Source organism: Streptomyces showdoensis, from assembly GCF_039535475.1.
Classification (GTDB): Bacteria; Actinomycetota; Actinomycetes; order Streptomycetales; family Streptomycetaceae; genus Streptomyces; species Streptomyces showdoensis.
In genome coordinates this window covers 42,113-62,930 of record NZ_BAAAXG010000028.1, presented here as the reverse complement: position 1 = coordinate 62,930, position 20,818 = coordinate 42,113, and the positions used below count along the sequence as shown (strand labels likewise).

The following is a 20,818-nucleotide window of genomic DNA, read 5'->3' as shown; positions in this document are numbered from 1 at the left end:
TGCGGTCGGGTTACTTCGCGCCGAGACCGGCGTCGGAGACCTCGGGCTTGCCCGCGGCCTTCAGGACCTTGTTGAGCGGCTTCAGGTCGTAGATGCCGTTCAGGTCGGGCTGCTTGAGGAGACCGGCCTTGACCGCGTGGTCGGCCTGTGCCTGCAGGGTGGCCGCCAGCGGGTCGTCGATGAACTGGATCGACGGCCAGGCGCTGTCGATCACCTTGGCGCCGAGCGGCTTGCCCGACAGCTCCTTCAGCTTGGCGTTGGCCGAGGCCTTCGCCTTGTCCTGGTTGGCGTTGATCCACTCATTGGTCTTCACCGAACCGCGCAGCACCGCCTCCACCACGTCGGGGTGCGCCTTCAGGAACTTCTGCGACACGATGATGTTGGTGATGACGAACTTCTTGTCCGGCCACAGGTCGGACTCGTCGAGCAGCACCTTGCCGCCCTCGCTGACCAGCTTGGACGCGGTCGGCTCCGGCACCCAGGCGCCGTCGATGGAGCCGGACTTGTAGGCGTCCGGGGTGATCTTGTTGTCCGTGCGGACCACGGAGACGTCGCCCTTGCCGCTCTGGGCGTCGACCTTCCAGCCCTTCTCGGAGATCCAGTTGAGGAAGGCCACGTCCTGCGTGTTGCCCAGCTGCGGGGTGGCGATCTTCTTGCCCTTGAGCTCGTCCAGGGACTTGATCTTCGCCGGGTTGACGACCAGCTTCACGCCACCGGAGGCCGAACCGCCCACGATGCGCAGGTTGGTGCCCTTGGACTTCGTGTAGCCGTTGATGGACGGCGAGGGGCCGATGAAGCCGATGTCGATCGAGTCGGCGTTGAGCGCCTCGATCTCGGAGGGGCCGGCGTTGAAGGTCGAGACCTTCAGCTGGGTGCCGCCCAGCTCCTTCTGGAAGATGCCCTCCTGGTCGCCGACCAGGGCGGTGGCGTGCGTCAGGTTGGGGAAGTACCCGAGCCGTACGGTGTCGGCGGAGAGCTTCGCGCCCTCGGCGGCCACCTTCTTCTCGTCGTTCTTCTTGGCGTCGGAGCCGTAGCCGCAGGACGCGAGGGCCCCGATGAGCAGGGGCAGGGCGGCAGCGGCGGCCAGGCCGCGGCGCAGGGTGGTACGGGTGGTGGCAGGCACGGGAGGTGTTCCCCTCGATTCAGCTTCTGCGAAGTCTTCGTCTGTGTCGATGTCGTACGGGGTGGAACGGGTCGAGCGGCATCGCGCCGCCGCAGCGGCGCACGGAGGTCAGCACGCACATCGCGCGACACCTCCCCGGCCCGCGCCGAGCGCACCGGAACCCACCCGGCCGCCCTCCTTCGCGAAGGTGGCCCAGAAGTCCTGAATCATCGTCAGAAGTCCCATCCTTCTTCGTCGTTCTCTACGGCTGCCGGCGCCACGGCCTTGGCCGAGGCGAAGGACTCGCCCGCCATTCCGGCCGCGAGCGTGGTGCCGTCCGCGGGGTCGATCAGCAGGAACGAGCCCGTCCGGCGGGAGTCGGCGTACGCGTCGAGCGCGAGCGGCTCGGCGGTGCGGACCTTGACCCGGCCGATGTCGTTGGCGACCAGCTGCCCGGGCTCCGGGTGCTGGGAGAGGTCGTCCAGGGTGAGCCGGGACGGGATCTCCTTCACGATCGCCTTGACCGTGCGGGTGGTGTGCTTCAGCAGGACCCGCTGCCCGACGGTCAGCGGGGTGTCGGCCACGTGGCAGACCGTCGCCTCGACGTCCTGGCTGGTGGCCGGGGCGTCCCCGACCGGGGCGAGCAGGTCGCCGCGCGAGATGTCGATGTCGTCGGCCAGCCGGATCGTCACCGACTGCGGCGCCCACGCGATGTCCACGGACTCGCCCAGCGCGTCGATCCCGGTGATCGTCGTGGTCCGCCCCGAGGGCAGCACGGTGATCTCCTCGCCGACCCGGAAGGCACCGGCCGCGATCTGGCCCGCGTAGCCCCGGTAGTCGGGGTGCTCGGCCGTCTGCGGGCGGATCACGTACTGCACCGGGAACCGCGCGTGGCAGGCCGTCAGGTCGTGGCTGACCGGCACGGTCTCCAGGTGCTCCAGGACCGTCGGACCGCCGTACCAGTCCATGTTCGCCGACGGCTCCACCACGTTGTCCCCGGCCAGCGCCGAGATCGGGATCGCGGTGATCTCCGGGACGCCCAGCTCGGAGGCGTAGGTCGTGAACTCCTCGGCGATCGCGGCGAAGACGGTCTCCCGGTACTCGACCAGGTCCATCTTGTTCACCGCGAGCACCACGTGCGGCACCCGCAGCAGGGCGGCCACCGCGGCGTGCCGGCGGGTCTGCTCCACGACGCCGTTGCGGGCGTCGACGAGGACCACGGCGAGCTCGGCCGTCGACGCGCCCGTCACCATGTTCCGGGTGTACTGCACGTGCCCGGGGGTGTCGGCCAGGATGAACCGGCGCCGGGGCGTCGCGAAGTAGCGGTACGCCACGTCGATGGTGATGCCCTGCTCCCGCTCGGCCCGCAGACCGTCGGTCAGCAGCGCCAGGTCGGGCGCCTCCTGCCCGCGGGACCGCGAGGCGTGCTCCACGGCCTCCAGCTGGTCGGCCAGGACCGACTTGGAGTCGTGCAGGAGCCGGCCCACCAGGGTGGACTTGCCGTCGTCGACGGACCCGGCGGTGGCGAAGCGCAGCAGGGTGGTGGCCGCGAGCTCGGCGGCCGGCTGCTCGGTGGACGTGCTCATTAGAAGTACCCTTCGCGCTTGCGGTCTTCCATCGCGGCCTCGGACAGCTTGTCGTCCGCCCGGGTGGCACCGCGCTCGGTGAGCCGGGAGGCGGCGATCTCGGCGATGACGGCGTCCAGCGTGGTGGCGTCGGAGTCCACCGCGCCGGTGCAGGACATGTCGCCGACGGTGCGGTAGCGGATCAGCCGGGTCACGACGGTCTCGGACTCCTTCGGGCCGCCCCACTCGCCCGCCGTCAGCCACATGCCGTTGCGCTGGAACACCTCGCGCTCGTGCGCGAAGTAGATCTCCGGGAGCTCGATCTTCTCCCGCTGGATGTACTGCCAGACGTCCAGCTCGGTCCAGTTGGAGAGCGGGAAGACCCGGACGTGCTCGCCGGGGGCGTGCCGGCCGTTGTACAGCTGCCACAGCTCGGGCCGCTGCCGGCGCGGGTCCCACTGGGAGAACTCGTCGCGCAGGCTGAACACCCGCTCCTTGGCGCGGGCCTTCTCCTCGTCGCGCCGACCGCCGCCGAACACGGCGTCGAAGCGGTGCTGCTGGATCGCCTCCGTCAGCGGGACGGTCTGCAGCGGGTTGCGGGTGCCGTCGGGGCGCTCGCGCAGCGTGCCCGCGTCGATGTAGTCCTGCACGGAGGCCACGTGCAGCCGCAGCCCGTGCTCGGCCACCACCCGGTCGCGGTACTCGATGACCTCGGGGAAGTTGTGCCCCGTGTCGACGTGCAGCAGCGTGAAGGGGACCGGCGCCGGGGCGAAGGCCTTCAGCGCCAGGTGCAGCATGACGATGGAGTCCTTGCCGCCGGAGAACAGGATCACCGGCCGCTCGAACTCGCCCGCCACCTCACGGAAGATGTGGACGGCCTCGGACTCCAGGGAGTCGAGGTGCGACAGCGCGAACGGGCTGTCGGTCGCCTCGTGGACATGGGCGACAGTGGTCACAGCAGACCCCTCTCGGTGAGCAGCGCGAACAGCTGCGCCGCGGACTCCTGCACGGTCTGGGTGTGGGACTCGATCCGCAGATCCGGGTTCCGCGGCTCGTCGTACGGGTCGTCGACGCCGGTGAGCCCGCTGATCTCGCCCGCGGCCTGCTTGGCGTACAGCCCCTTCACGTCCCGCACGGAGCACACCTCGACCGGGGTGGCGACGTGCACCTCGACGTACGGGGTGTCCTGGGCCGCGTGGCGCTTGCGGACCGCCTCGCGGCTGTCCTCGTACGGCGCGATGACCGGGACCAGGACCGTGACGCCGTTCGAGGCGAGCAGCTCCGCGACGAAGCCGATGCGCTGCACGTTGGTGTGCCGGTCCTCGCGGCTGAAGCCGAGGCCCGCGGAGAGGAACTCGCGGATCTCGTCGCCGTCGAGGACCTCGACGAGCCGGCCCTCGGCGCGCAGCCGGCCGGCCAGCTCGTACGCGATGGTCGTCTTGCCGGCGCTCGGCAGGCCGGTGAGCCAGACGGTGGCACCGGTCACGTGGTTCTCCTGGGAGGTCTCGGTGTGGGGGGTCTCGGTGGTGGTCATCAGGTGTGCAGTCCGCACTCGGTCTTGGCCCGGCCGGCCCAGCGGCCTGCCCGTGCGTCCTCGCCCGCCTCGACCCGGAAGGTGCAGGGGGCGCAGCCGACGGAGGGGTAGCCGTCCATGAGGAGCGGGTTGGTGAGCACCCCGTGCTCCAGGACGTACGCGTCCACGTCGTCCTGGGTCCAGCGGGCGATGGGGGAGATCTTGACCTTCCCCCGCTTCGCGTCCCAGCCGACGACCGGGGTGTTCGCCCGGGTCGGGGACTCGTCGCGGCGCAGGCCGGTGGCCCAGGCGGCGTAGCCGGCCAGGCCCTCCTCCAGCGGCTTGACCTTGCGCAGCGCGCAGCACAGGTCGGGGTCGCGCTCGTACAGCTTGGCGCCGTACTCCGCGTCCTGCTCCTCGACCGACTGGCGCGGGGTCAGGGTGATGACGTTGACGTCCATGACGGCGTCGACGGCGTCCCGGGTGCCGATGGTCTCGGGGAAGTGGTAGCCGGTGTCGAGGAAGACGACGTCCACGCCGGGCAGGGCGCGCGAGGCGAGGTGGGCGACGACCGCGTCCTCCATGGAGGAGGTGACGCAGAAGCGCTCGCCGAAGGTGCCGGCGGCCCACTGGAGGATCTCCAGCGCGGAGGCGTCCTCCAGCTCACGGCCGGCCTGTTCGGCGAGTGCCTCCAGGTCGGCCGCGGTGGCGTCCTGCGCGATCCGGGTGACCGTCATATCCGTTCCCTCCCAGGGGTGTTGCCCGAAGTCTCCGGGGCGAGGAGCCCCAGGAACTTCAGCTGGAAGGCTCGACTGCAGGCCCTGCATTCCCACGCGCCGTGGCCCTGCTCGTGCGGACGCAGGTCCTCGTCCCCGCAGTAGGGGCAGTGGAAGGGGGCCGCCCGCTCGCTCATGACAGCGCCTCTTCCGAGGCGCGCGCCGCCCAGGTGGCGAAGCGCTCGCCGTCCTCGCGCTCCGCCTGGAAGCGCGTGAGGACCCGCTCGACGTAGTCGGGCAGCTCGGCCGAGGTCACCTTGAGGCCGCGGACCTTGCGGCCGAAACCGGCCTCCAGGCCGAGCGCGCCGCCGAGGTGGACCTGGTAGCCCTCGACCCGGTTGCCGTCGTCGTCCAGGACCAGCTGGCCCTTGAGGCCGATGTCCGCGACCTGGATGCGGGCGCAGGCGTTCGGGCAGCCGTTGATGTTGATGGTGATCGGCTCGTCGAACTCCGGGATGCGGCGCTCCAGTTCGTCGATGAGCGAGGCGCCGCGGGCCTTGGTCTCGACGATGGCCAGCTTGCAGAACTCGATGCCGGTGCAGGCCATCGTGCCGCGCCGGAACGGCGAGGGGGTGACCCGCAGGTCCAGGGACTCCAGGGCGGAGACGATCGAGTCGACCTGCGCCTCCTCGATGTCCAGGACGATCATCTTCTGCTCGGCGGTGGTACGGACCCGGCCCGAACCGTGCGCCTCGGCGATCTCGGCGATCTTGGTCAGGGTGGCGCCGTCGACCCGGCCGACGCGCGGGGCGAAGCCCACGTAGAAGCGCCCGTCGAGCTGCTTGTGGACGCCCACGTGGTCGCGCCAGCGCCCGGCCGGCTGCGCGGGGGCGGGCCCGTCGGTCAGCTTGCGCTTCAGGTACTCGTCCTCCAGGACCTGGCGGAACTTCTCCGGGCCCCAGTCGGCGACCAGGAACTTCAGGCGGGCGCGGGTGCGCAGCCGGCGGTAGCCGTAGTCGCGGAAGATCGAGATGACGCCCTCGTAGACGTCGGGCACCTCGTCCAGGGAGACCCAGGTGCCGAGGCGGACGCCCAGCTTGGGGTTGGTGGAGAGGCCGCCGCCCACCCAGACGTCGAAGCCGGGGCCGTGCTCCGGGTGCTCGACGCCGACGAAGGCGATGTCGTTGATCTCGTGCGCCACGTCGAGCAGCGGCGAGCCGGAGACGGCGGACTTGAACTTGCGGGGCAGGTTGGAGAAGTCCGGGTTGCCGACGATGCGGCGGTAGATCTCCTCGATGGCGGGGGTGCCGTCGATGATCTCGTTCTCGGCGATGCCGGCGACGGGGGAGCCGAGGATGACGCGCGGGGTGTCGCCGCAGGCCTCGGTGGTGGACAGGCCGACCGCCTCCAGGCGGTTCCAGATCTCGGGGACGTCCTCGATCCGGATCCAGTGGTACTGGACGTTCTGCCGGTCGGTGAGGTCGGCGGTGCCGCGGGCGAACTCCTGCGAGATCTCGCCGATGACCCGCAGCTGCTCGGTGGTCAGCCGGCCGCCGTCGATGCGGACGCGGAGCATGAAGTACTCGGCGTCCAGCTCCTCCGGCTCCAGGACTCCGGTCTTGGTGCCGTCCAGGCCCTCGCGGCGCTGGGTGTACAGGCCCCACCAGCGCATCCGGCCGCGCAGGTCGTTGGGGTCGATCGAGTCGAATCCGCGCTTGGAGTAGATCGTCTCAATACGTGTCCGCACATTGAGACCGTCGTCGTCCTTCTTGAACTGCTCATTGCCGTTCAGCGGGGTGAAGTGCCCCGCGGCCCACTGACCCTCGCCACGGTGGCGCCCGGCCTTGCGGCGGGCGGTGGCGGGAGCGGGGTTTTCCGGGTTGGCGGCCATGGCGATATGTCCTTCGGGACTGCGAGAGGGCGGCTCTGACCTGCACACTCGCGCTCAGGATGGAGGGCGGCGCGACAGTGCGCAGAGAAAGGGACTGCAGGAAGATGCGCGGCGGTGCTGGTTCGATCAGCGCGCCGAACAGATGGCGCTGGACATGCGGCCGAGGTCGACGTGCCGCCGACTCACCAAGGCAATTCCAGTTCCAGACATGACGGAAGCGTGTCACGGGACTTTGGACCCAGTCCAGCATTATCCAGAATGTGGACATAGGTGTCTCGCTGGGCGAGACGGTGTGGTCTGGGTCACGCGAAAGGGGCCCAGTTCAGGGCCCCTTCGACGGGTGTGCGGGCGGTGCGGTCGACGGCTCAGGCGTACGCGCCCGGCCACGGCCCCGGATTCGCCGGCTCCTCGATCTCCTCCGTCTTCGTGTCGAAGAGGCGGAAGCCGCGGCGCTCGTAGTTGGCCATCGCGTGCGGGCCGTCCAGGGAGCAGGTGTGCAGCCAGACCCGCTTGGTCGGCTCGCGGTCCGGCCAGCGCTCGGCCAGGTCCCAGGCGCGCTCCACCCCGTACGACAGCAGCCGGCCGCCGATCCGCCGGCCCCGGAAGGCGGGGATCAGGCCGAAGTAGACGATCTCCACGACCCCGTCGTCCTGCGGGTCCAGCTCGACGTAACCGGCCGGCGTCCCGTTCTCGTACGCCACCCAGATCTCGGCGCCCGGCTTCTCCACGATCTCCTGCCACTGCGGATAGGTCAGCGACAGCCGGTCGGTCCAGCGGATGTCGCCGCCCACCGCCGTATAGAGGAAGCGGCTGAACTCCGCCGAGGGCACCCCGGCCCGCTCGATCCGCAGGTCGACGCCCTCGGGCGGGGCGACCGGATGGAGATCGGACGGCGAGGTCTGTTCCAGGGACCAGGTGGTGAGAGTGATGCTCATGGGCTTATCGCATCATGTGGAGCGGCGGATTCCTACGGGTGGCGGAGGCGGGGCGGGTGTCCTCGGACACATTGTCCGTCATGCGGACAGGCGGCGGACGCGCGGCGGACAGGGCGGCGGCCCAGACGGCGGACGCGGGCGGTCCCGGTGGGAGCCCCGCCCCTACGGCCTCGGCCCCGTCGCCGTGCGGGACGCCAGGACCGCCGGGGCCGTGGACGGGGGCAGCAGGTCCGCCGGGTGGGCGGGGCGGCGCAGCTCCACCGCGACCTCCTCGCTGAAGCGATACGGACGGTGGGCGAGGACCCCCGCCAGGTTCCGCCGCACCCGTGACATCTCCGCCCGTACCGTCACCGTCCGCGTCCGGTCGCCGAACACGTCCTCCGCCAGCTCCGCCGCCGTCCGCCCCTCCGGATGCAGCGCCAGCACGTACAGCAGCTCCGCGTGGCGCGGGCTCAGCTCCTGCGACCAGCTGCCCGCCGCGCCCGACACCGCCACCGTCCAGCGGCGCGGCCGGCTCAGGTCCAGCACCACCCGGCTCGCCGCCCCCGAGGCGGTGTCGGCCGGCCGCGCCTCCTCCTCGGCCCGCAGCAGCCAGCCGCCCGGCAGCGGCTCCACCGCGCACATCCCCAGCGACGGCAGCCACACCCGACCCGCCCGGAACGACTTGGGCAGCGCCAGCCGGTCCACCGGCGCCATTCCGGTCACCGCCGCCGTCCAGCCGTGCGTGTCGACCGCGACGGCCCGGCCGCCCACCCGGCACAGGATCGGCGCCGCCACCGACCGCAGCCGCTCGATCGACCGCAGGTGCCGCTGGCGCATCTCCGCCTCGGCCAGCTGCGCCACCGAACCGACCAGCGCCAGCGTCGCCGGATGGAAGCTGGACGCCGGGCCGCTCACGTCCACGATGCCGATCAGCCGCTGGTCGCGCGGGTCGTGGACGGGGGCCGCGGCGCAGGTCCAGTTGTGCAGGGTCTGGACGTAGTGCTCGGCCGAGTGGACCTGCACCGCCCGGTCCATCGCGAGCGCCGTGCCCACCGCGTTCGTCCCGGTCGACTGCTCGCTCCAGGCCGCGCCCTCCTCCAGGCAGATCCCGTTGGCCTGCCGCATCACGCCCGGGTTGCCCTCGCGCCACAGGATCCGGCCCTGCTCGTCCGTCACGACCATGATCTGCAAGGAGGCGTCGGCGATCCCCGCGAGACCCGCGCTCAGCGTCCGCATCACCTCGGCCAGCACCGTCCCCCGGCGCCGCTGCTCCAGCTCCTCGCGCTCCAGCAGCACACTGCTCGTGCCCTGGTCCGGGTCCAGACCGATCCGGAACATCCGCTGCCACGAGGCGTCGATGACCGGCCGGGGCGCCACCGGCGGCGTCCGGCCCGCCAGGGTCTCCTCACGCACCCGGTGCAGCAGACGGCTCGCCTTGCCGGCGTCCATCGCGGCGAGCCGGTTCAGGTCCAGCTTCGTGTTGTTCATCGGTCCCTCCCAGCTCCCCCGCGGTGCTGTGTCGGTGCTGTATCGGTTCTGCGCTCAGGTCGCGCCCGGTCCGGACTCCTGCCGCCCATCGTGCCGCTCCGCAGAGCGACGCGAAGGGTGCTTCGGGTAATCCTGCAACCCCTTGCAACTCTGGCGACCCCCCGCCCCCGTCCAAGAGGCTGGAGCCGAAGCGGAGGGTGGTGCCGTGTCGGCGCAGCACCACCCTCGGCTTTTCCGCGCGTGCCGACCTCCCCGGAACGCCCGCCGCACGGCGGCCGTCCCCACGGGTCCACCCCTGGGCACGCGCGGACATCACCCCCAGGACGGGCCGCCCGCACGCGAGTTCACGCCACCGGCCGGGCCCGCTCCACCACCGCCGCCAGATCCAGGGTGTGCGGCAGCGTCCCGAACGACGCCCCCCAGTCCCCGCCCAGCCGCGAGGCGCAGAACGCGTCCGCCACCTCGGGCGGCGCCCACCGCACCAGCAGCGCCCCCTGGAGCACCCGCGCCATCCGCTCCACCAGCCGCCGCGCCCGCGCCTCGATGCCCTCCAGGTCCGCCAGCTCGGCCAGCATGTCCCGGATCGCCCGGTCCAGCCGGTGGTCCGCGCCCCGCGCCAGGCCCAGCTCGCCCAGGAACGCGTTCAGCGCCGCCGGCTCCCGCCGCAGCACCCGCAGCACGTCCAGCGCCTGCACGTTCCCCGCGCCCTCCCAGACCGAGTTCAGCGGCGACTCCCGCAGCAGCCGCGGCAGCCCCGACTCCTCCACGTAGCCGTTCCCGCCCAGGCACTCCAGCGCCTCCGCCACCACCGGCGTGCACCGCTTCGTCACCCAGTACTTCGCCACCGGCACCGCGATCCGCAGCAGCGCCCGGTCCGCCTCGCCCCCGGCGTCGTACGCCGCCGCGAGCCGCAGCCCCAGCACCGTCGCCGCCTCCGACTCCAGCGCCAGATCGGCGAGCACGTTGCGCATCAGCGGCTTCTCGACGAGCAGCCCGCCGAACGCCCTGCGGTACGAGGCGTGGTGCACCGCCTGCGCCACCGCCTGCCGCATCAGCGCCGCCGAACCCAGCACGCAGTCCAGCCGGGTCGCCGCCACCATCCCGATGATCGTGCGGACCCCGCGCCCCTCCTCGCCGACCCGGCGCGCCCAGGTCGAGCCGTCGAACTCCACCTCGGCGGAGGCGTTCGACCGGTTGCCCAGCTTGTCCTTGAGCCGCTGGATCGCGAACGCGTTGCGCGTGCCGTCCGGCAGCACCCGCGGCACCAGGAAGCAGGTCAGGCCGTCACCCCCCTCGTAGGGGCCTGCCTGCGCCAGCACCAGGAAGCCGTCCGACATCGGCGCCGAACAGAACCACTTGTGCCCCGTCAGGACGTACTCCCCGTCCCCGGCCAGCGGCTCCGCCCGGGTCGTGTTCGCCCGTACGTCGCTGCCGCCCTGCTTCTCCGTCATGCCCATCCCGAGCAGCACCCCGGTCTTCTCCAGGGGAGGCCGCAGCCCCGGCTCGTACACCCGCGAGGCGATCAGCGGCTCCCACGCCGCCGCCAGCTCCGGTTCCGCCCGCAGCGCGGGCACCGCCGCGTGCGTCATCGACAGCGGACAGCCGTGCCCCGCCTCCACCTGCGAGGCCAGCAGGAAGCCCGCCGCCCGCCGGACATGGCCGCCCGGACGGTCCCAGGCGTCCGTCAGACCCGCCGCCACCCCGCGCCCGAGCAGCCGGTGCCAGGCGGGATGGAACTCCACCTCGTCGATCCGGTTGCCGTAGCGGTCGTGCGTCCGCAGCTCGGGCGGACACGTGTTCGCGAGGGTCCCCCACTCCAGTGCCTGGGCCGAGCCCGCGGACACCCCGAAGGCCGCGAGCTCCTCGCGCACCTCCGGGTACAGCTCCGGCGGCAGATGCCGTTCCACGGCCTCCGCCAGGGCCCGGTCGGCCGAGAAGACGTCATACCCGACCAGGGGCGGAGCCTGGTTGGTCACGGTGTGGGTGCCGGCAGTCATGCCGATACGGTAAGGAGGTGCAGGCAGCAAACGAAACACCCGAAAGGCCCGAGCGGCGGCCCTGGAGCCGGCTCCACCGCGCTCGTGTCCTCTACCGCAACGTCTCGAAGCGGAAGATGGTCTGGCTGCTCCTCAAGGACACCGTGAACTCGTGCATCGAGTACCGCATCCTCGGGCTCGCCGCCGAAGCCGCCTTCTTCACCCTGCTGTCCCTGCCGCCCCTGCTGCTCGGTCTGATCGCCCTCCTCGGCTACGCCGACGAATGGACCAACACCAACACCGTCGCCAGCATCGAGGAGAACATCCTCCACGCCGCCGGAACGGTCCTCTCCGACCGGGGCGTCAACGAGTTCGCCCGCCCCCTCCTCGAAGGCGTCACCCAGGGCAAACGCCCCGAGCTGATCTCCCTCGGCTTCGCCATCGCGCTCTGGTCCGGCTCCCGCGCCGTCAACGTCTTCATCGACACCATCACCGTCATGTACGGCCTCGACGGCCACCGCGGGATCGTGAAGACCCGGCTGCTCGCCTTCCTGCTCTACATCGTCGCCCTGCTGATCGGCGCCGTCGTCCTGCCGCTCGCCGTGGTCGGACCGGACCGGATCGTCGAGTTCGTGCCCTGGGGCACGGAGGTCGTCTCCGTCCTGTACTGGCCGACCGTCGTGCTGCTCTCCATCGCCTTCCTGACGACCCTGTACCACGTGTCCGTCCCGGTCCGCTCGCCGTGGATCGAGGACATCCCCGGCGCCCTCGTCGCCCTCGGCATGTGGTTCCTCGGCAGCTTCCTGCTCCGCATCTACCTGACCAGCCAGGTCGAGGGCCCCACCATCTACGGCTCCCTCGCCGCCCCCATCGCCGTCCTGCTCTGGATCGGCATCTCCGCCTTCGCCGTCCTCGTCGGCGCCGCCGTCAACGCGGCCATCGACCGCGTCTGGCCCTCCGTCGCCACCGCCGCCGCCCGCGAGGCCAACGAACGCGCCCGCGCCGTCCAGGCCGCCGACCTGGTCGCCCGCCTGCGGGCCGAGGCCGACGACGTCGACGAGGACGACCCGGACATGCCGTCGGAGTTCCCCGAGCGGTGGTCCAAGTTCTTGCCGCCGGACGACGTGAAGTCCCGGCTGCACGCGGGGTGGGACAAGGACGCGCCCTAGGGGGCGCCTTCTGCTCCCTGACCGGGGAGGCCGCCGCGGCCCGGCTCCGGGTCCGGGTCCGGCTCAGGACGCCAGACCTGCGGGCCCGGCCGCCGCTCCCACTCCGGCTCCGGGGCCGGTTCCGGCTCCTCGGCCCGCGGTTCGACCACCACCGTGTGCCGCCACCCTCCCGCCGTCGCCGTGATCGTGCCGAAGTCCCGGCGCCTGGCCCGGGGGAGCCGCGCCCGCAGCCCGTGCGAGACCAGCACCGCCACCACCAGCCCGGCCCCCGCCTCCGAAGGGCCGTCATGGGCCTGGCGGCCGGCCCCCGCCAGCGCGGTCGCCGCGGCCTCCGTCTCGTCGTGGACGACCACGGTCAGCCGCACCGGCCTCCGGGCCTCCAGCGGAAGCAGCTCGGCCAGCCGGTGGGGGAAGGTGTCCACCACCCACTCCACGAGCGCGACGGCGTCGGACTCCGGCGGGATCGGCGCCAGCAGCGGCCGGAACCCCTGGGCCCGCACGTGCCCGCCCCCGCCCGCCTGCCGCAGCAGCGAGGCCACCGCCTCCAGCACGTCCACGCCCACGGGCCCGAGGGTCTGCTGCTCGACGACCAGCCAGCCCGGCGACATCGTCTCCGCGGGCCGGTCCAGCGAGGCCAGCCGCTCCTCCAGCCTCTCGCGCAGTTCCAGGAGCCGCTGCCGCTCGCCGTCCGCCCAGGTGCCGACGATCCCGGCCAGCGGCGGCCCGTACCAGAGCGCCAGCGCGGCCCGCAGCTTCCCCCGCGCCGCCGCGAGCTCCCCGCGGGCCACCAGCCGCTCCGCCTCGGCCGCCCGCGCCTCGGCCCGCCCCACGTCGAGGAACTGGGCCGGCACGTCCAGCGCGTACCCCCCGGTGAGCCGCCGCACCGGGATGCCCAGGGCCTTCAGATGGTGCGCGTACTGCGTCGGCCGCAGCTCCGGCCGCTCCCGCACCGCCTCCGCCATCTCCGCCTCCGACACCACCCGGCCGCGCGCCGCGAGCAGCCGGGCGAGGAAGGCGTTCGACTGGTACGCGTTCTCGCCGACGTCCTGCCCGCCGATCCACGCCTGCGGCCGGCCGAGCAGCCGGTAGTCGGAGGTCGTCGCCGAGAGCTGGCTCGGCAGTCGCAGATTGGCCAGCAGGGTCGCACCCCGCTGCCGACGGTGCGGGTGGAGGGAGAGCAGCGCCGCGACGGCCTCCCGCAGTTCGGGCGGCAGCTCGGGGTCGAGCGACAGCTCCGCCGCCTCGATCCCGCGCGCGTGCCGGAACAGCACGCTCTGCAGCGAGGGCCCGCGGACCGGCGGGGAGCCGGTCAGCATCTCCAGCAGGATGCAGCCGAGCGCGTACAGGTCGCTCTCCGGCGTCGGCGGCCCCGACTGCCGCTCCGGCGCCAGATAGCGGGGCGTGCCCGGCCAGGAGGCCTGGTCCGGCGCCGACAGCGAGAGCGGGAACTGGGCCGTGTGGTCCGGGTCGTCGTGCGGAGGGGAGAACGGCCAGCGCAGCCCGTGGTGGCACAGCCGGGGCAGCCCGTCGTCCACGCCGAGCACCTTCGACGGCGTCAGATTGCCGTGCGGGATGCCGCCCCGGCCGATCAGGGCCGTCCCGTGGTGCAGCGCCCACAGGCCGTGCAGGATGCTCCGGGCGACCGAGACGGCCTCCGCCGCGGGCAGGACGCCCCCCGCCTCGTCCAGGCGCTGCCGCAGCGAACGCCCCGGCGCGAGCTCGGCGACCAGGCAGCAGCCCTCGTCGAGCATGACCGCGTCGAACACCTTGACCAGGTTCGGCGCCGTCACCCGCGCGACCTCGTAGCTCCCGGCCAGGAACTCCGCGCCCGCCGACCTCTGGTCGCGCCCGTTGCGCCCGGTCCGCACCGGCTCGTCCGGCGCGGGGAACGGGAAGTACGACAGCGCCACCTGGCGCTGCAGATAGCGGTCGTAGCCCCGCCACACCTGCGCGGTGGTGCCGCCGATCCGCTCGTACACCTCGTACCGGTCGCCGTCGAGCCGGGGCGGAACCGCCCCGCGCGACGAGTCCGCCGGCACGCCCTCCCGGCCGCCCTCCGGAGCCCGGCCCCCCGGCCGCCGCTCCGGCCCCCGCAGCAGCCGCACGCACTCCTCGCTCACCAGCGCGAACGGCCGGCCCGCCGCCCGGTCCGGGCCGCGGCCCTCCAGGCTCGCCACCAGCGCGCGGAACTCGCCCGGCAGCGCGCCCGCGCGGGCCTCGATCTCGGCGCTGACGCGGGCCAGCAGGTCCACCGTGCGGACCAGGGACGACCGGGGGAGCGCGCCGAGCAGGACCTCGCGGACGCCCGGGCGGAAGGCGTACGCGCCGGGGTCCGCGCCCGGGTGGGCGCGGAGCATGCCGCTGAGCACCACCTCCGCCAGGTGCTGCGGCTCCGGGCGCTCCTCCACCGCCGCCTGGACCAGCCGCATCACCGGCAGCCGCGCCGAGCCCACCGCCAGGTGCGCGGCCAGCCGGAAGGCCTGCGGCGAGGCCAGCGCCCGGAAGCGCAGCACCAGCTCCTCGGGGTCGGTGTCCTCCGGGACGAGCGCGCCGTCCGGGGCCACCGGACCGCGGGGGCGTCACGAAGGCCGCCGCGCCCGGCACCTCCGCACCGGCGGGGGAGGCGACCAGCGCGGCCCAGTGGCCGAGCCACGTCTCGTGCGGCTCCAGGACCGGCAGCGGGAGGGCCCCCGCCCCGCCGCCCGGGACCCCGTCGTACGGGGTGAACTCCAGGGCCGCGTTCGGCACCCCCGCGGCGGGCGACACGAAGCGCCCCGGCACGGCGGGCGCCGCGGTGTGCCGCCACAGGCGCTCCGGCAGCGGCTGCAGCAGCGCGACCGGCGCCTCCCCGGCCAGCGCGGCCAGCGTCCGCCGCCAGCGCGCCCCGGCCGGCCCCTCGTGCCACTGCGGCCCCATCGCGTCGCTCACCACGAGCACCGCCGTCCGGCCCCGCTCGCGGTGCCGCCGGGGCAGCCGCCCGTCCTCGCCGAGCCGCAGCACGTCCAGCGTGCGGAAGGCCCCGGTCTGCGCGAAGGCCGTGTGCAGCTCGCGCGCCAGCGGGCGCCACATCGTCATCGTCGGCCCGGTGTCCAGCACGATCCGCAGGTGCAGCCAGCGCTCCTGCCGGGGCCGCAGCACCGGAAGCCACAGCCGCCGGGGACCGAGCGCGGCGATCCGGTCGGCGGTCGCCGCCTCGTCCAGCTCCCGCCCCGCCGCGCTCGGCACCGTGCGCCGCAGCGGCCGCAGCGAACGCTGCAGGGCGAGCGGGCGCGCCAGCATCGGCGGCGCCGGTGCCAGCAGCGGGGCGTGTGCGGGCGCGGCCGGTTCGGGACGGACCTCGGGCCGGGGCGCGGGCCTCGGCCCGGGCTGCGCGGCGGGGGTGTGCAGCGGCACCCGGGGAGACGGCGGGACCGGCGCCCGGTCCTGGCCGGCGGGGGCGGCGGGCGGAGCCGGGCGGACGGGTTCCCGGGGCCGCGGGGGAGGCGCCGAGGGCTCCCGGTCCCGGTGCTCCGGCGGCGCCCCCGGCGGCGCCGACAGCCGCGCCAGCCACAGCAGCTCCGCCAGCTCCCGCCCCGTCGGCGGCTCCTGCCCCGCCGCCGCCAGGATCCCGGCCAGCGCGGTCAGCGCCTCCCCGGCCGGCCGGTCAGACGTCATCGACGTCCCACGACTCCGCCGCCCGCCCCAGATACGGCATCAGCGCCTTCGCCAGCTCCTCCCGCGACCCGGCGTCGAGCCCGGCCGTCCGGGTCAGGTAGATCGCGTTGAGCAGCTGGTCGGTGGCGAGTTCGCCCGCACTGCCCCGGCGCAGGAAGGCGTCGACGAGCGCGTGGTCCCGCTCGTCGAGCTCCCCCAGATGAGCCCGCACGATGTCCTCCAGCTGCCGGCGCGGCGGCTGCTGGAGTTCGAGCCGTACGCAGCGGCGCAGGAAGGCCGGCGGGAACTCCCGCTCGCCGTTGCTGGTGAGGACCACGAACGGGAAGGCCCGGCAGCGCACCTCGCCGTGCCGGACCGGCACCCGTTCCTCCGAGTCCGCCACCATCACCTCGGCCACCGGGTGCGAACGGGCCGCCCGCACCAGCTCGGGGATCTCGTACTGCCCCTCCTCCAGCACGTGCAGCAGGTCGTTCGGGAGGTCCAGGTCGCTCTTGTCGATCTCGTCGATGAGCAGCACCCGGGGCCGCTCGTGCGGCAGCAGGGCGGTGCCCAGCGGGCCGAGCCGCAGATGGTCCTCGATCGCCGCCTCCCCCGGGAGCGGCTCGGCGGCGCCGGCCCGCCCGGCCGCGTACAGCCGCGACAGCGGGTCGTACCGGTAGAGACCGTCCGTCAGCGCCGTGCGGCTGGTGACGTTCCAGCGCAGCACCCGGCCGAGCCGCAGCTCGCGCGCCACCGCGTACGGCAGGCTGGACTTGCCGCTCCCCGGCGGGCCCGTCACCAGCAGCGGCCGCCGCAGGTGCAGGGCCGCGTTGACCAGCTGCACCGTCTCCGGCGTCGGCTGGTACGTCCGGGCCCGGTGCACCCGGCCTGGCGCTCCGCCCGTCGCGTCCTCCTCCCGCGCCGGCGGCAGCGGGGGCCCGCCGTCGAAGGCCCGCCAGGGCGGCGGCGCGGGCAGCGCGTCGATGCCGTCGTGCGGCGCGCTCGATCCGGTGTAGACGGGCCAGAGGGACATGCCTGCTGCTCCAAGGGATGGGTACGGGGCCGGTGTTCAGCCGACGGGGGAGTGACGCAGGGGGCGGACCTCGGGGAACCGGCGCGGGTCCTCCCAGACCAGCGACACGTGCGCAGCCCAGTGCGGCTCGGGCCCCTCGTGCAGGAACGCCTCCTTGCGCAGCCGGAAGACCACGTCCGGGAGTTCCGCCGGAGGGAGCCGGGAGATCCGCTCCGCGATCCGGTCCAGGAAGCCCGTGCCCGAGCAGTTCCCCGCGCACGGACCGCCCGGCGGGCAGCCGTTGCGCGGCCACAGCACGATCGGCGCGGGCGCGTCCAGCGCGGCGCCGTACAGGCTGCGCTCCCGGGAGGCCGTCGGCGGCCGGGCGAAGCCCACCGCACCGCGCACGTCCTGCAGGAGGACCGACAGCTGCGCCGCGCCCTGCGGGGTGGCGCAGGCGACCCGGTGCAACGGCGAGCCGTCCTGCCGGTCCAGCTCCTCCCACACGCGTTTCAGCGCGAACTGCTGCCGGCCCTTCGACCGCCGGTCGTGGTCGAGCACGACCACCGGCGAACTGCAGCCGATCGGCGGCTCCTTGCCCCGCTTGCGGGTCCACTGGTCGACGTCCTTGTTCAGCCAGGACCGGGGCAGCGCGAACGCGATCAGCGGGCGCCCGTCGACGATCTCCTCGTACGCCTCGTCGATCCGGTCGAGGACCCAGCCGCGCAACCGGCCCACGGTGAGCCGCCGTTCGCTCACCAGCAGCCGGTCCCCGCCCCGGTAGACCGACACCTCGGCGATCACGCTGCTGCCGTCGGCGCCGCTGCGCCGCACCTCGACGAGGATCGGCGCCCAGGGCGGCGGGCCGCCGGGCACGGACGCCGGCGCGCCGGGACCGTCGGGGCCGCCGCTCCCGGCGGGGCGGTCACGGGCCCGGTCGCGCGCGGCGGACGACGCCGTCTCGTGCCGGGGTTCGTCGTCGCACGGGAGCGCCGGCCCCGAAGGCCGGGGGCCACGGCGCCGCTCCCGGTGCTCCCGCGCCCACACCCGGAAGGCCCGCCGCAGCTCCTGGTCGTCCATCAGATCGGCCACGCGAAGGGCCAGTTCGGCGAGCGGCACCCGGTCGCCGACCACGGTGGTCTCGGTGAGCAGGTGCCACACGCCCTGCCACAGGTCGCGCGGCGGCGCGGGCGGCAGGGCGGGACCCAGCGGGCCGGTCGCCGCGGCGAGCAGACGTTCGACCGGCACGGGCAGCGGCCCGGCCCGCTCCACCAGGTCCAGCAGCCCGCGCTTCTCCTCGGGGGAACAGCCCGGTGTGGGCACCAGCGCGGCGAGCGCGGGGACGTACCGGGCCAGGACCCGGGCCGGGATGATCCGCGCGTTGCGCACCACCGGGTCGTACGAGGCGACCATGCCGACCACCGCCCCGTCGGCGGCGCGCATGGCCGCGGCCCCGCTGAACCCGTGAGAGGGCTCCTGTCCGTATCCCTTCCAGTACTCCGCCTGCTGCCACTCGTCGTGGATCAGCTGGTCGGCCGAGGTCGTCCGCAGCTCCGTCTGGGCGCCCTCCTCCACGTACCCCTCGGGGAAGCCGTAGGCCACCAGGCGCGGCGGCTCCCGGTCCTCGCCGACCCCCTCGGGTCCCGCGAACGCGACCGGCGGGACGCGCACCGGCCGGTCCAGGGTGAGCACCGCGACGTCGCCGGGATCGGTGGCGCCGCCGCCCCATGGCCCGCGCCGGGTGACCCGGGCCGGCACCGTGCCGAGGGCCTGGGCGCCGGGGAACCACACGGTGGCGTCCCCGTGCCCCTCGACCACGTGCGCGCAGGTCAGGACGGTGTCGGCGGCGACCAGGAAGCCGGAGCCCACCAGGCCCCCGCCGTCGACCCGCACGTGCCAGGCGGGGGAGCCCATCAGCGCGGGCCGGCGGAGTCCCCGGCACCCGCCTCGGCCGCACCCGTCGCGCCGGCCGTGCCGGCCGCACCCGTCGCGCCGCCGTGGCCGCCGGGGCCGTCCGTGCCGCCGTGGCCGCCGGCCTCCCTCGCCGCCGGGACGGAGACCGCGGTCTCCGGGGCGGGAGCGTCCGGCGTCCAGGACAACTTCACCGTGAGATGGCCCTCGACCGCCGTCTTCGCGATGACCGCGCCCGCCTCGGCCGTCAGCTTCACCCCGAACTCCAGCTCCACGGCGTCCGGCCGGAGCGCCCCGCCGCGGAAGACGGCGAGCGCGGACTCGGCCGCCGCGCGGATCCCCATGAGCGCCTCGTCGAGCGTCTGGCCCGCTCGGACCAGGGAGTTCCCGCCGCGCGAGACGGGCCGCGCGCCCGGCTGGTCGCCGTCCGCCTCGACCAGCACCGTGCCGTCCGCGGTGCCGAACTCCATGAGTGTGCCCACAACTACCCCCGTGGCCCGAACAGTTGGTTCCTTCATCATTCTGTCCGACGGCCCCGCCCGTGTCAGCGGATCGGCGTCAGTGCCGGACCGGCCCTACCCTGGAGGGGTGTACGAGGAGCGCCCCGCCCGGCTCGCCGGAGCGGTCGTCTGGACCCGGGCCACCGGCCCCGCCGACGCGTCCGGTCCCGTCCTGCCGGACGGGTGCATGGACCTGATCTGGGCCGACGGCCGGCTGCTGGTCGCGGGCCCGGACACCCGCGCGTACCTCCCGGAGAGCCCCGCCGCCCACTACGCGGGCGTGCGCTTCGCCCCCGGCGAGGCCCCCGGCGTGCTCGGCGTCGAGGCGAGCGGACTGCGCGACCTGCGGGTCGACCTCGCCGAGCTGTGGGGCGCCCGGGAGGCCCGCCGGCTCGCCGACGGGGTGACCGGGGCCGCCGACCGGGCCGCCGCCCTGGAGGAGCTGGTGCTGCGCCGGGCCGCGGGGTCGCCGGCCCCCGACCCGCTGCTGCGGGCCGTCGTCGCCCGGCTGCGGTCGGGCGAGGCGGTCGGGGCCGCCGCCGACGCGGTCGGGCTCGGCGCCCGGCAGCTGCACCGGCGCTCGCTCGCGGCCTTCGGGTACGGGCCGAAGACGCTGGCCCGGATCCTGCGGCTGCAGCGGGCGCTCGCCCTGGTGCGGGCGGGGGTGCCGTACGCGGCGGCGGCGTACCGGGCGGGCTGCACCGACCAAGCCCATCTGGCCCGCGAGATGCGGGCCCTGACGGGGACGACCCTGACGGACTACACGACGTCGGCCGCCGGGTCCGCGCCCGCCGCCGGGTCGGGGGCCGCGTCCGCGTCCGCGTAGAGCGAGACCCCCGTGCCGTCCGGGTCGAGCACCACCGCGTACCGCTGGCCCCACACGGCGTCCCAGGGCTTGAGGTGCCCGCGGTGCCCGGCGTCCGTCAGCGTCCCGTAGACCGCGTCGACCTCCCGCGGGTCCGCGCAGCGGAAGGCGAGCGCGACGCGTTCGCCGCCGGAGGGGCGGGTCCAGGCCGGATCGTAGGAGCGGACGACCTCCTCCGTGTCCCACAGCACCCGCACGCCCCCGGGCAGGGCCAGTTCCACGTGCGGGGCGTTCTCGGCGCCGGGCGGGAGGTCCAGGCCGAGCAGCCGGTAGAAGGCGAGCGAGGCGGCCATGTCGGAGGTGACCAGGCCGATGACGTCGAGGCTGGGGGTGGGTCGCGTGGTGTCCATGACCACGAACGTAGACGGCCCCCGGCCGCCCGTCTTGTACGGATCGGACACCGGGGCCGAGCGCTCCCGAGGGCTCCCCGGGCGCTCGCTGCGGTGGACCGGGCCGTCCGTGGTGACGGCCGGGCGGCCGGGGTTCCTCACCGGCGGACGGCCGCCCGGAAAATGCTTGGCGCCCCGGACCGGGGCTCCATTACGGTGAGCGGACCGCGA

Annotated in this window: 18 protein-coding genes and 1 pseudogene; 2 read left to right on the top strand and 17 right to left on the bottom strand. The window is 74.2% G+C overall.

Annotated features, from left to right (window positions below):
- Positions 1-10: 10 nt before the first annotated feature.
- The 11 genes from ABD981_RS35080 to ABD981_RS35035 form a co-directional block, all read right to left on the bottom strand.
- Positions 11-1,123 carry an aliphatic sulfonate ABC transporter substrate-binding protein gene (locus ABD981_RS35080; protein ID WP_046908374.1) on the bottom strand — a complete coding sequence of 371 codons (1,113 nt, stop codon included), beginning with the start codon at positions 1,121-1,123 and terminating at the stop codon, positions 11-13.
- Positions 1,124-1,335: 212 nt separating this feature from the next.
- The gene (locus ABD981_RS35075; protein WP_046908375.1) at positions 1,336-2,688 is read right to left on the bottom strand and encodes a sulfate adenylyltransferase subunit 1; all 1,353 of its coding nucleotides are present in this window, start codon (positions 2,686-2,688) and stop codon (positions 1,336-1,338) included.
- A complete protein-coding gene (gene cysD / locus ABD981_RS35070; protein ID WP_046908376.1) occupies positions 2,688-3,623 on the bottom strand; it encodes a sulfate adenylyltransferase subunit CysD in 936 nt (311 codons plus the stop codon). Before cysD ends, ABD981_RS35075 begins: the two co-directional genes overlap by 1 nt.
- On the bottom strand, positions 3,620-4,201 hold the full coding sequence (gene cysC / locus ABD981_RS35065) for an adenylyl-sulfate kinase (protein ID WP_046908377.1): 582 nt from the start codon (positions 4,199-4,201) through the stop codon (positions 3,620-3,622). The genes cysD and cysC overlap by 4 nt, the downstream gene beginning before the upstream one ends.
- Complete coding sequence (locus ABD981_RS35060; RefSeq protein WP_046908378.1) at positions 4,201-4,917, bottom strand: phosphoadenylyl-sulfate reductase; 717 nt, start codon at positions 4,915-4,917, stop codon at positions 4,201-4,203. The genes cysC and ABD981_RS35060 overlap by 1 nt, the downstream gene beginning before the upstream one ends.
- Entirely contained in the window at positions 4,914-5,093 is a 180-nt protein-coding gene (locus tag ABD981_RS35055; RefSeq protein ID WP_046908379.1) for a hypothetical protein, read from the bottom strand. Before ABD981_RS35055 ends, ABD981_RS35060 begins: the two co-directional genes overlap by 4 nt.
- Positions 5,090-6,787, bottom strand: a complete 1,698-nt coding sequence (locus ABD981_RS35050; protein ID WP_046908380.1) for a nitrite/sulfite reductase — start codon at positions 6,785-6,787, stop codon at positions 5,090-5,092. The genes ABD981_RS35055 and ABD981_RS35050 overlap by 4 nt, the downstream gene beginning before the upstream one ends.
- Positions 6,788-6,913: 126 nt before the next feature.
- Positions 6,914-6,997, bottom strand: a complete 84-nt coding sequence (locus ABD981_RS38985) for a putative leader peptide (RefSeq protein WP_351188065.1) — start codon at positions 6,995-6,997, stop codon at positions 6,914-6,916.
- A gap of 155 nt (positions 6,998-7,152) precedes the next feature.
- On the bottom strand, positions 7,153-7,722 hold the full coding sequence (locus ABD981_RS35045) for a GNAT family N-acetyltransferase (protein WP_046908381.1): 570 nt from the start codon (positions 7,720-7,722) through the stop codon (positions 7,153-7,155).
- Between the two features lie 162 nt (positions 7,723-7,884).
- The gene (locus ABD981_RS35040) at positions 7,885-9,192 is read right to left on the bottom strand and encodes a helix-turn-helix domain-containing protein (RefSeq protein WP_123954557.1); all 1,308 of its coding nucleotides are present in this window, start codon (positions 9,190-9,192) and stop codon (positions 7,885-7,887) included.
- 344 nt (positions 9,193-9,536) lie between these two features.
- Positions 9,537-11,189 carry an acyl-CoA dehydrogenase family protein gene (locus ABD981_RS35035; RefSeq protein ID WP_046908382.1) on the bottom strand — a complete coding sequence of 551 codons (1,653 nt, stop codon included), beginning with the start codon at positions 11,187-11,189 and terminating at the stop codon, positions 9,537-9,539.
- Positions 11,190-11,206: 17 nt separating this feature from the next.
- On the opposite strand from ABD981_RS35035, the gene ABD981_RS35030 reads away from it, so the two are divergent.
- Positions 11,207-12,337: a YihY/virulence factor BrkB family protein gene (locus ABD981_RS35030; protein WP_123954558.1), complete on the top strand. Its 1,131-nt coding sequence runs from the start codon at positions 11,207-11,209 to the stop codon at positions 12,335-12,337.
- On the opposite strand, the gene ABD981_RS35025 is transcribed toward ABD981_RS35030, so the two are convergent.
- The 5 genes and pseudogenes from ABD981_RS35025 to ABD981_RS35010 all read right to left on the bottom strand — a co-directional run bounded on the left by ABD981_RS35025 (position 12,334) and on the right by ABD981_RS35010 (position 19,375).
- Entirely contained in the window at positions 12,334-14,901 is a 2,568-nt protein-coding gene (locus ABD981_RS35025) for a protein kinase domain-containing protein (RefSeq protein ID WP_345530508.1), read from the bottom strand. The genes ABD981_RS35030 and ABD981_RS35025 overlap by 4 nt on opposite strands.
- Positions 14,902-14,932: 31 nt before the next feature.
- A pseudogene (locus ABD981_RS38980) lies at positions 14,933-15,991 on the bottom strand (SAV_2336 N-terminal domain-related protein); the annotation flags it as partial.
- The gene (locus ABD981_RS35020; RefSeq protein ID WP_046908384.1) at positions 15,981-17,003 is read right to left on the bottom strand and encodes an AAA family ATPase; all 1,023 of its coding nucleotides are present in this window, start codon (positions 17,001-17,003) and stop codon (positions 15,981-15,983) included. The pseudogene ABD981_RS38980 and the gene ABD981_RS35020, both read right to left, overlap by 11 nt.
- A 36-nt stretch (positions 17,004-17,039) precedes the next feature.
- On the bottom strand, positions 17,040-18,896 hold the full coding sequence (locus tag ABD981_RS35015) for a VMAP-C domain-containing protein (protein WP_046908385.1): 1,857 nt from the start codon (positions 18,894-18,896) through the stop codon (positions 17,040-17,042).
- On the bottom strand, positions 18,896-19,375 hold the full coding sequence (locus ABD981_RS35010) for a CU044_2847 family protein (RefSeq protein WP_046908386.1): 480 nt from the start codon (positions 19,373-19,375) through the stop codon (positions 18,896-18,898). Before ABD981_RS35010 ends, ABD981_RS35015 begins: the two co-directional genes overlap by 1 nt.
- A 106-nt stretch (positions 19,376-19,481) precedes the next feature.
- Between ABD981_RS35010 and ABD981_RS35005 the strand changes: the two genes are divergently transcribed.
- Positions 19,482-20,219 (top strand): helix-turn-helix domain-containing protein, encoded by a 738-nt coding sequence (locus ABD981_RS35005; protein ID WP_046908387.1) that lies wholly within the window; start codon positions 19,482-19,484, stop codon positions 20,217-20,219.
- On the opposite strand, the gene ABD981_RS35000 is transcribed toward ABD981_RS35005, so the two are convergent.
- Positions 20,153-20,608: a VOC family protein gene (locus tag ABD981_RS35000; RefSeq protein ID WP_046908421.1), complete on the bottom strand. Its 456-nt coding sequence runs from the start codon at positions 20,606-20,608 to the stop codon at positions 20,153-20,155. The genes ABD981_RS35005 and ABD981_RS35000 overlap by 67 nt on opposite strands.
- Positions 20,609-20,818 lie beyond the last annotated feature (210 nt).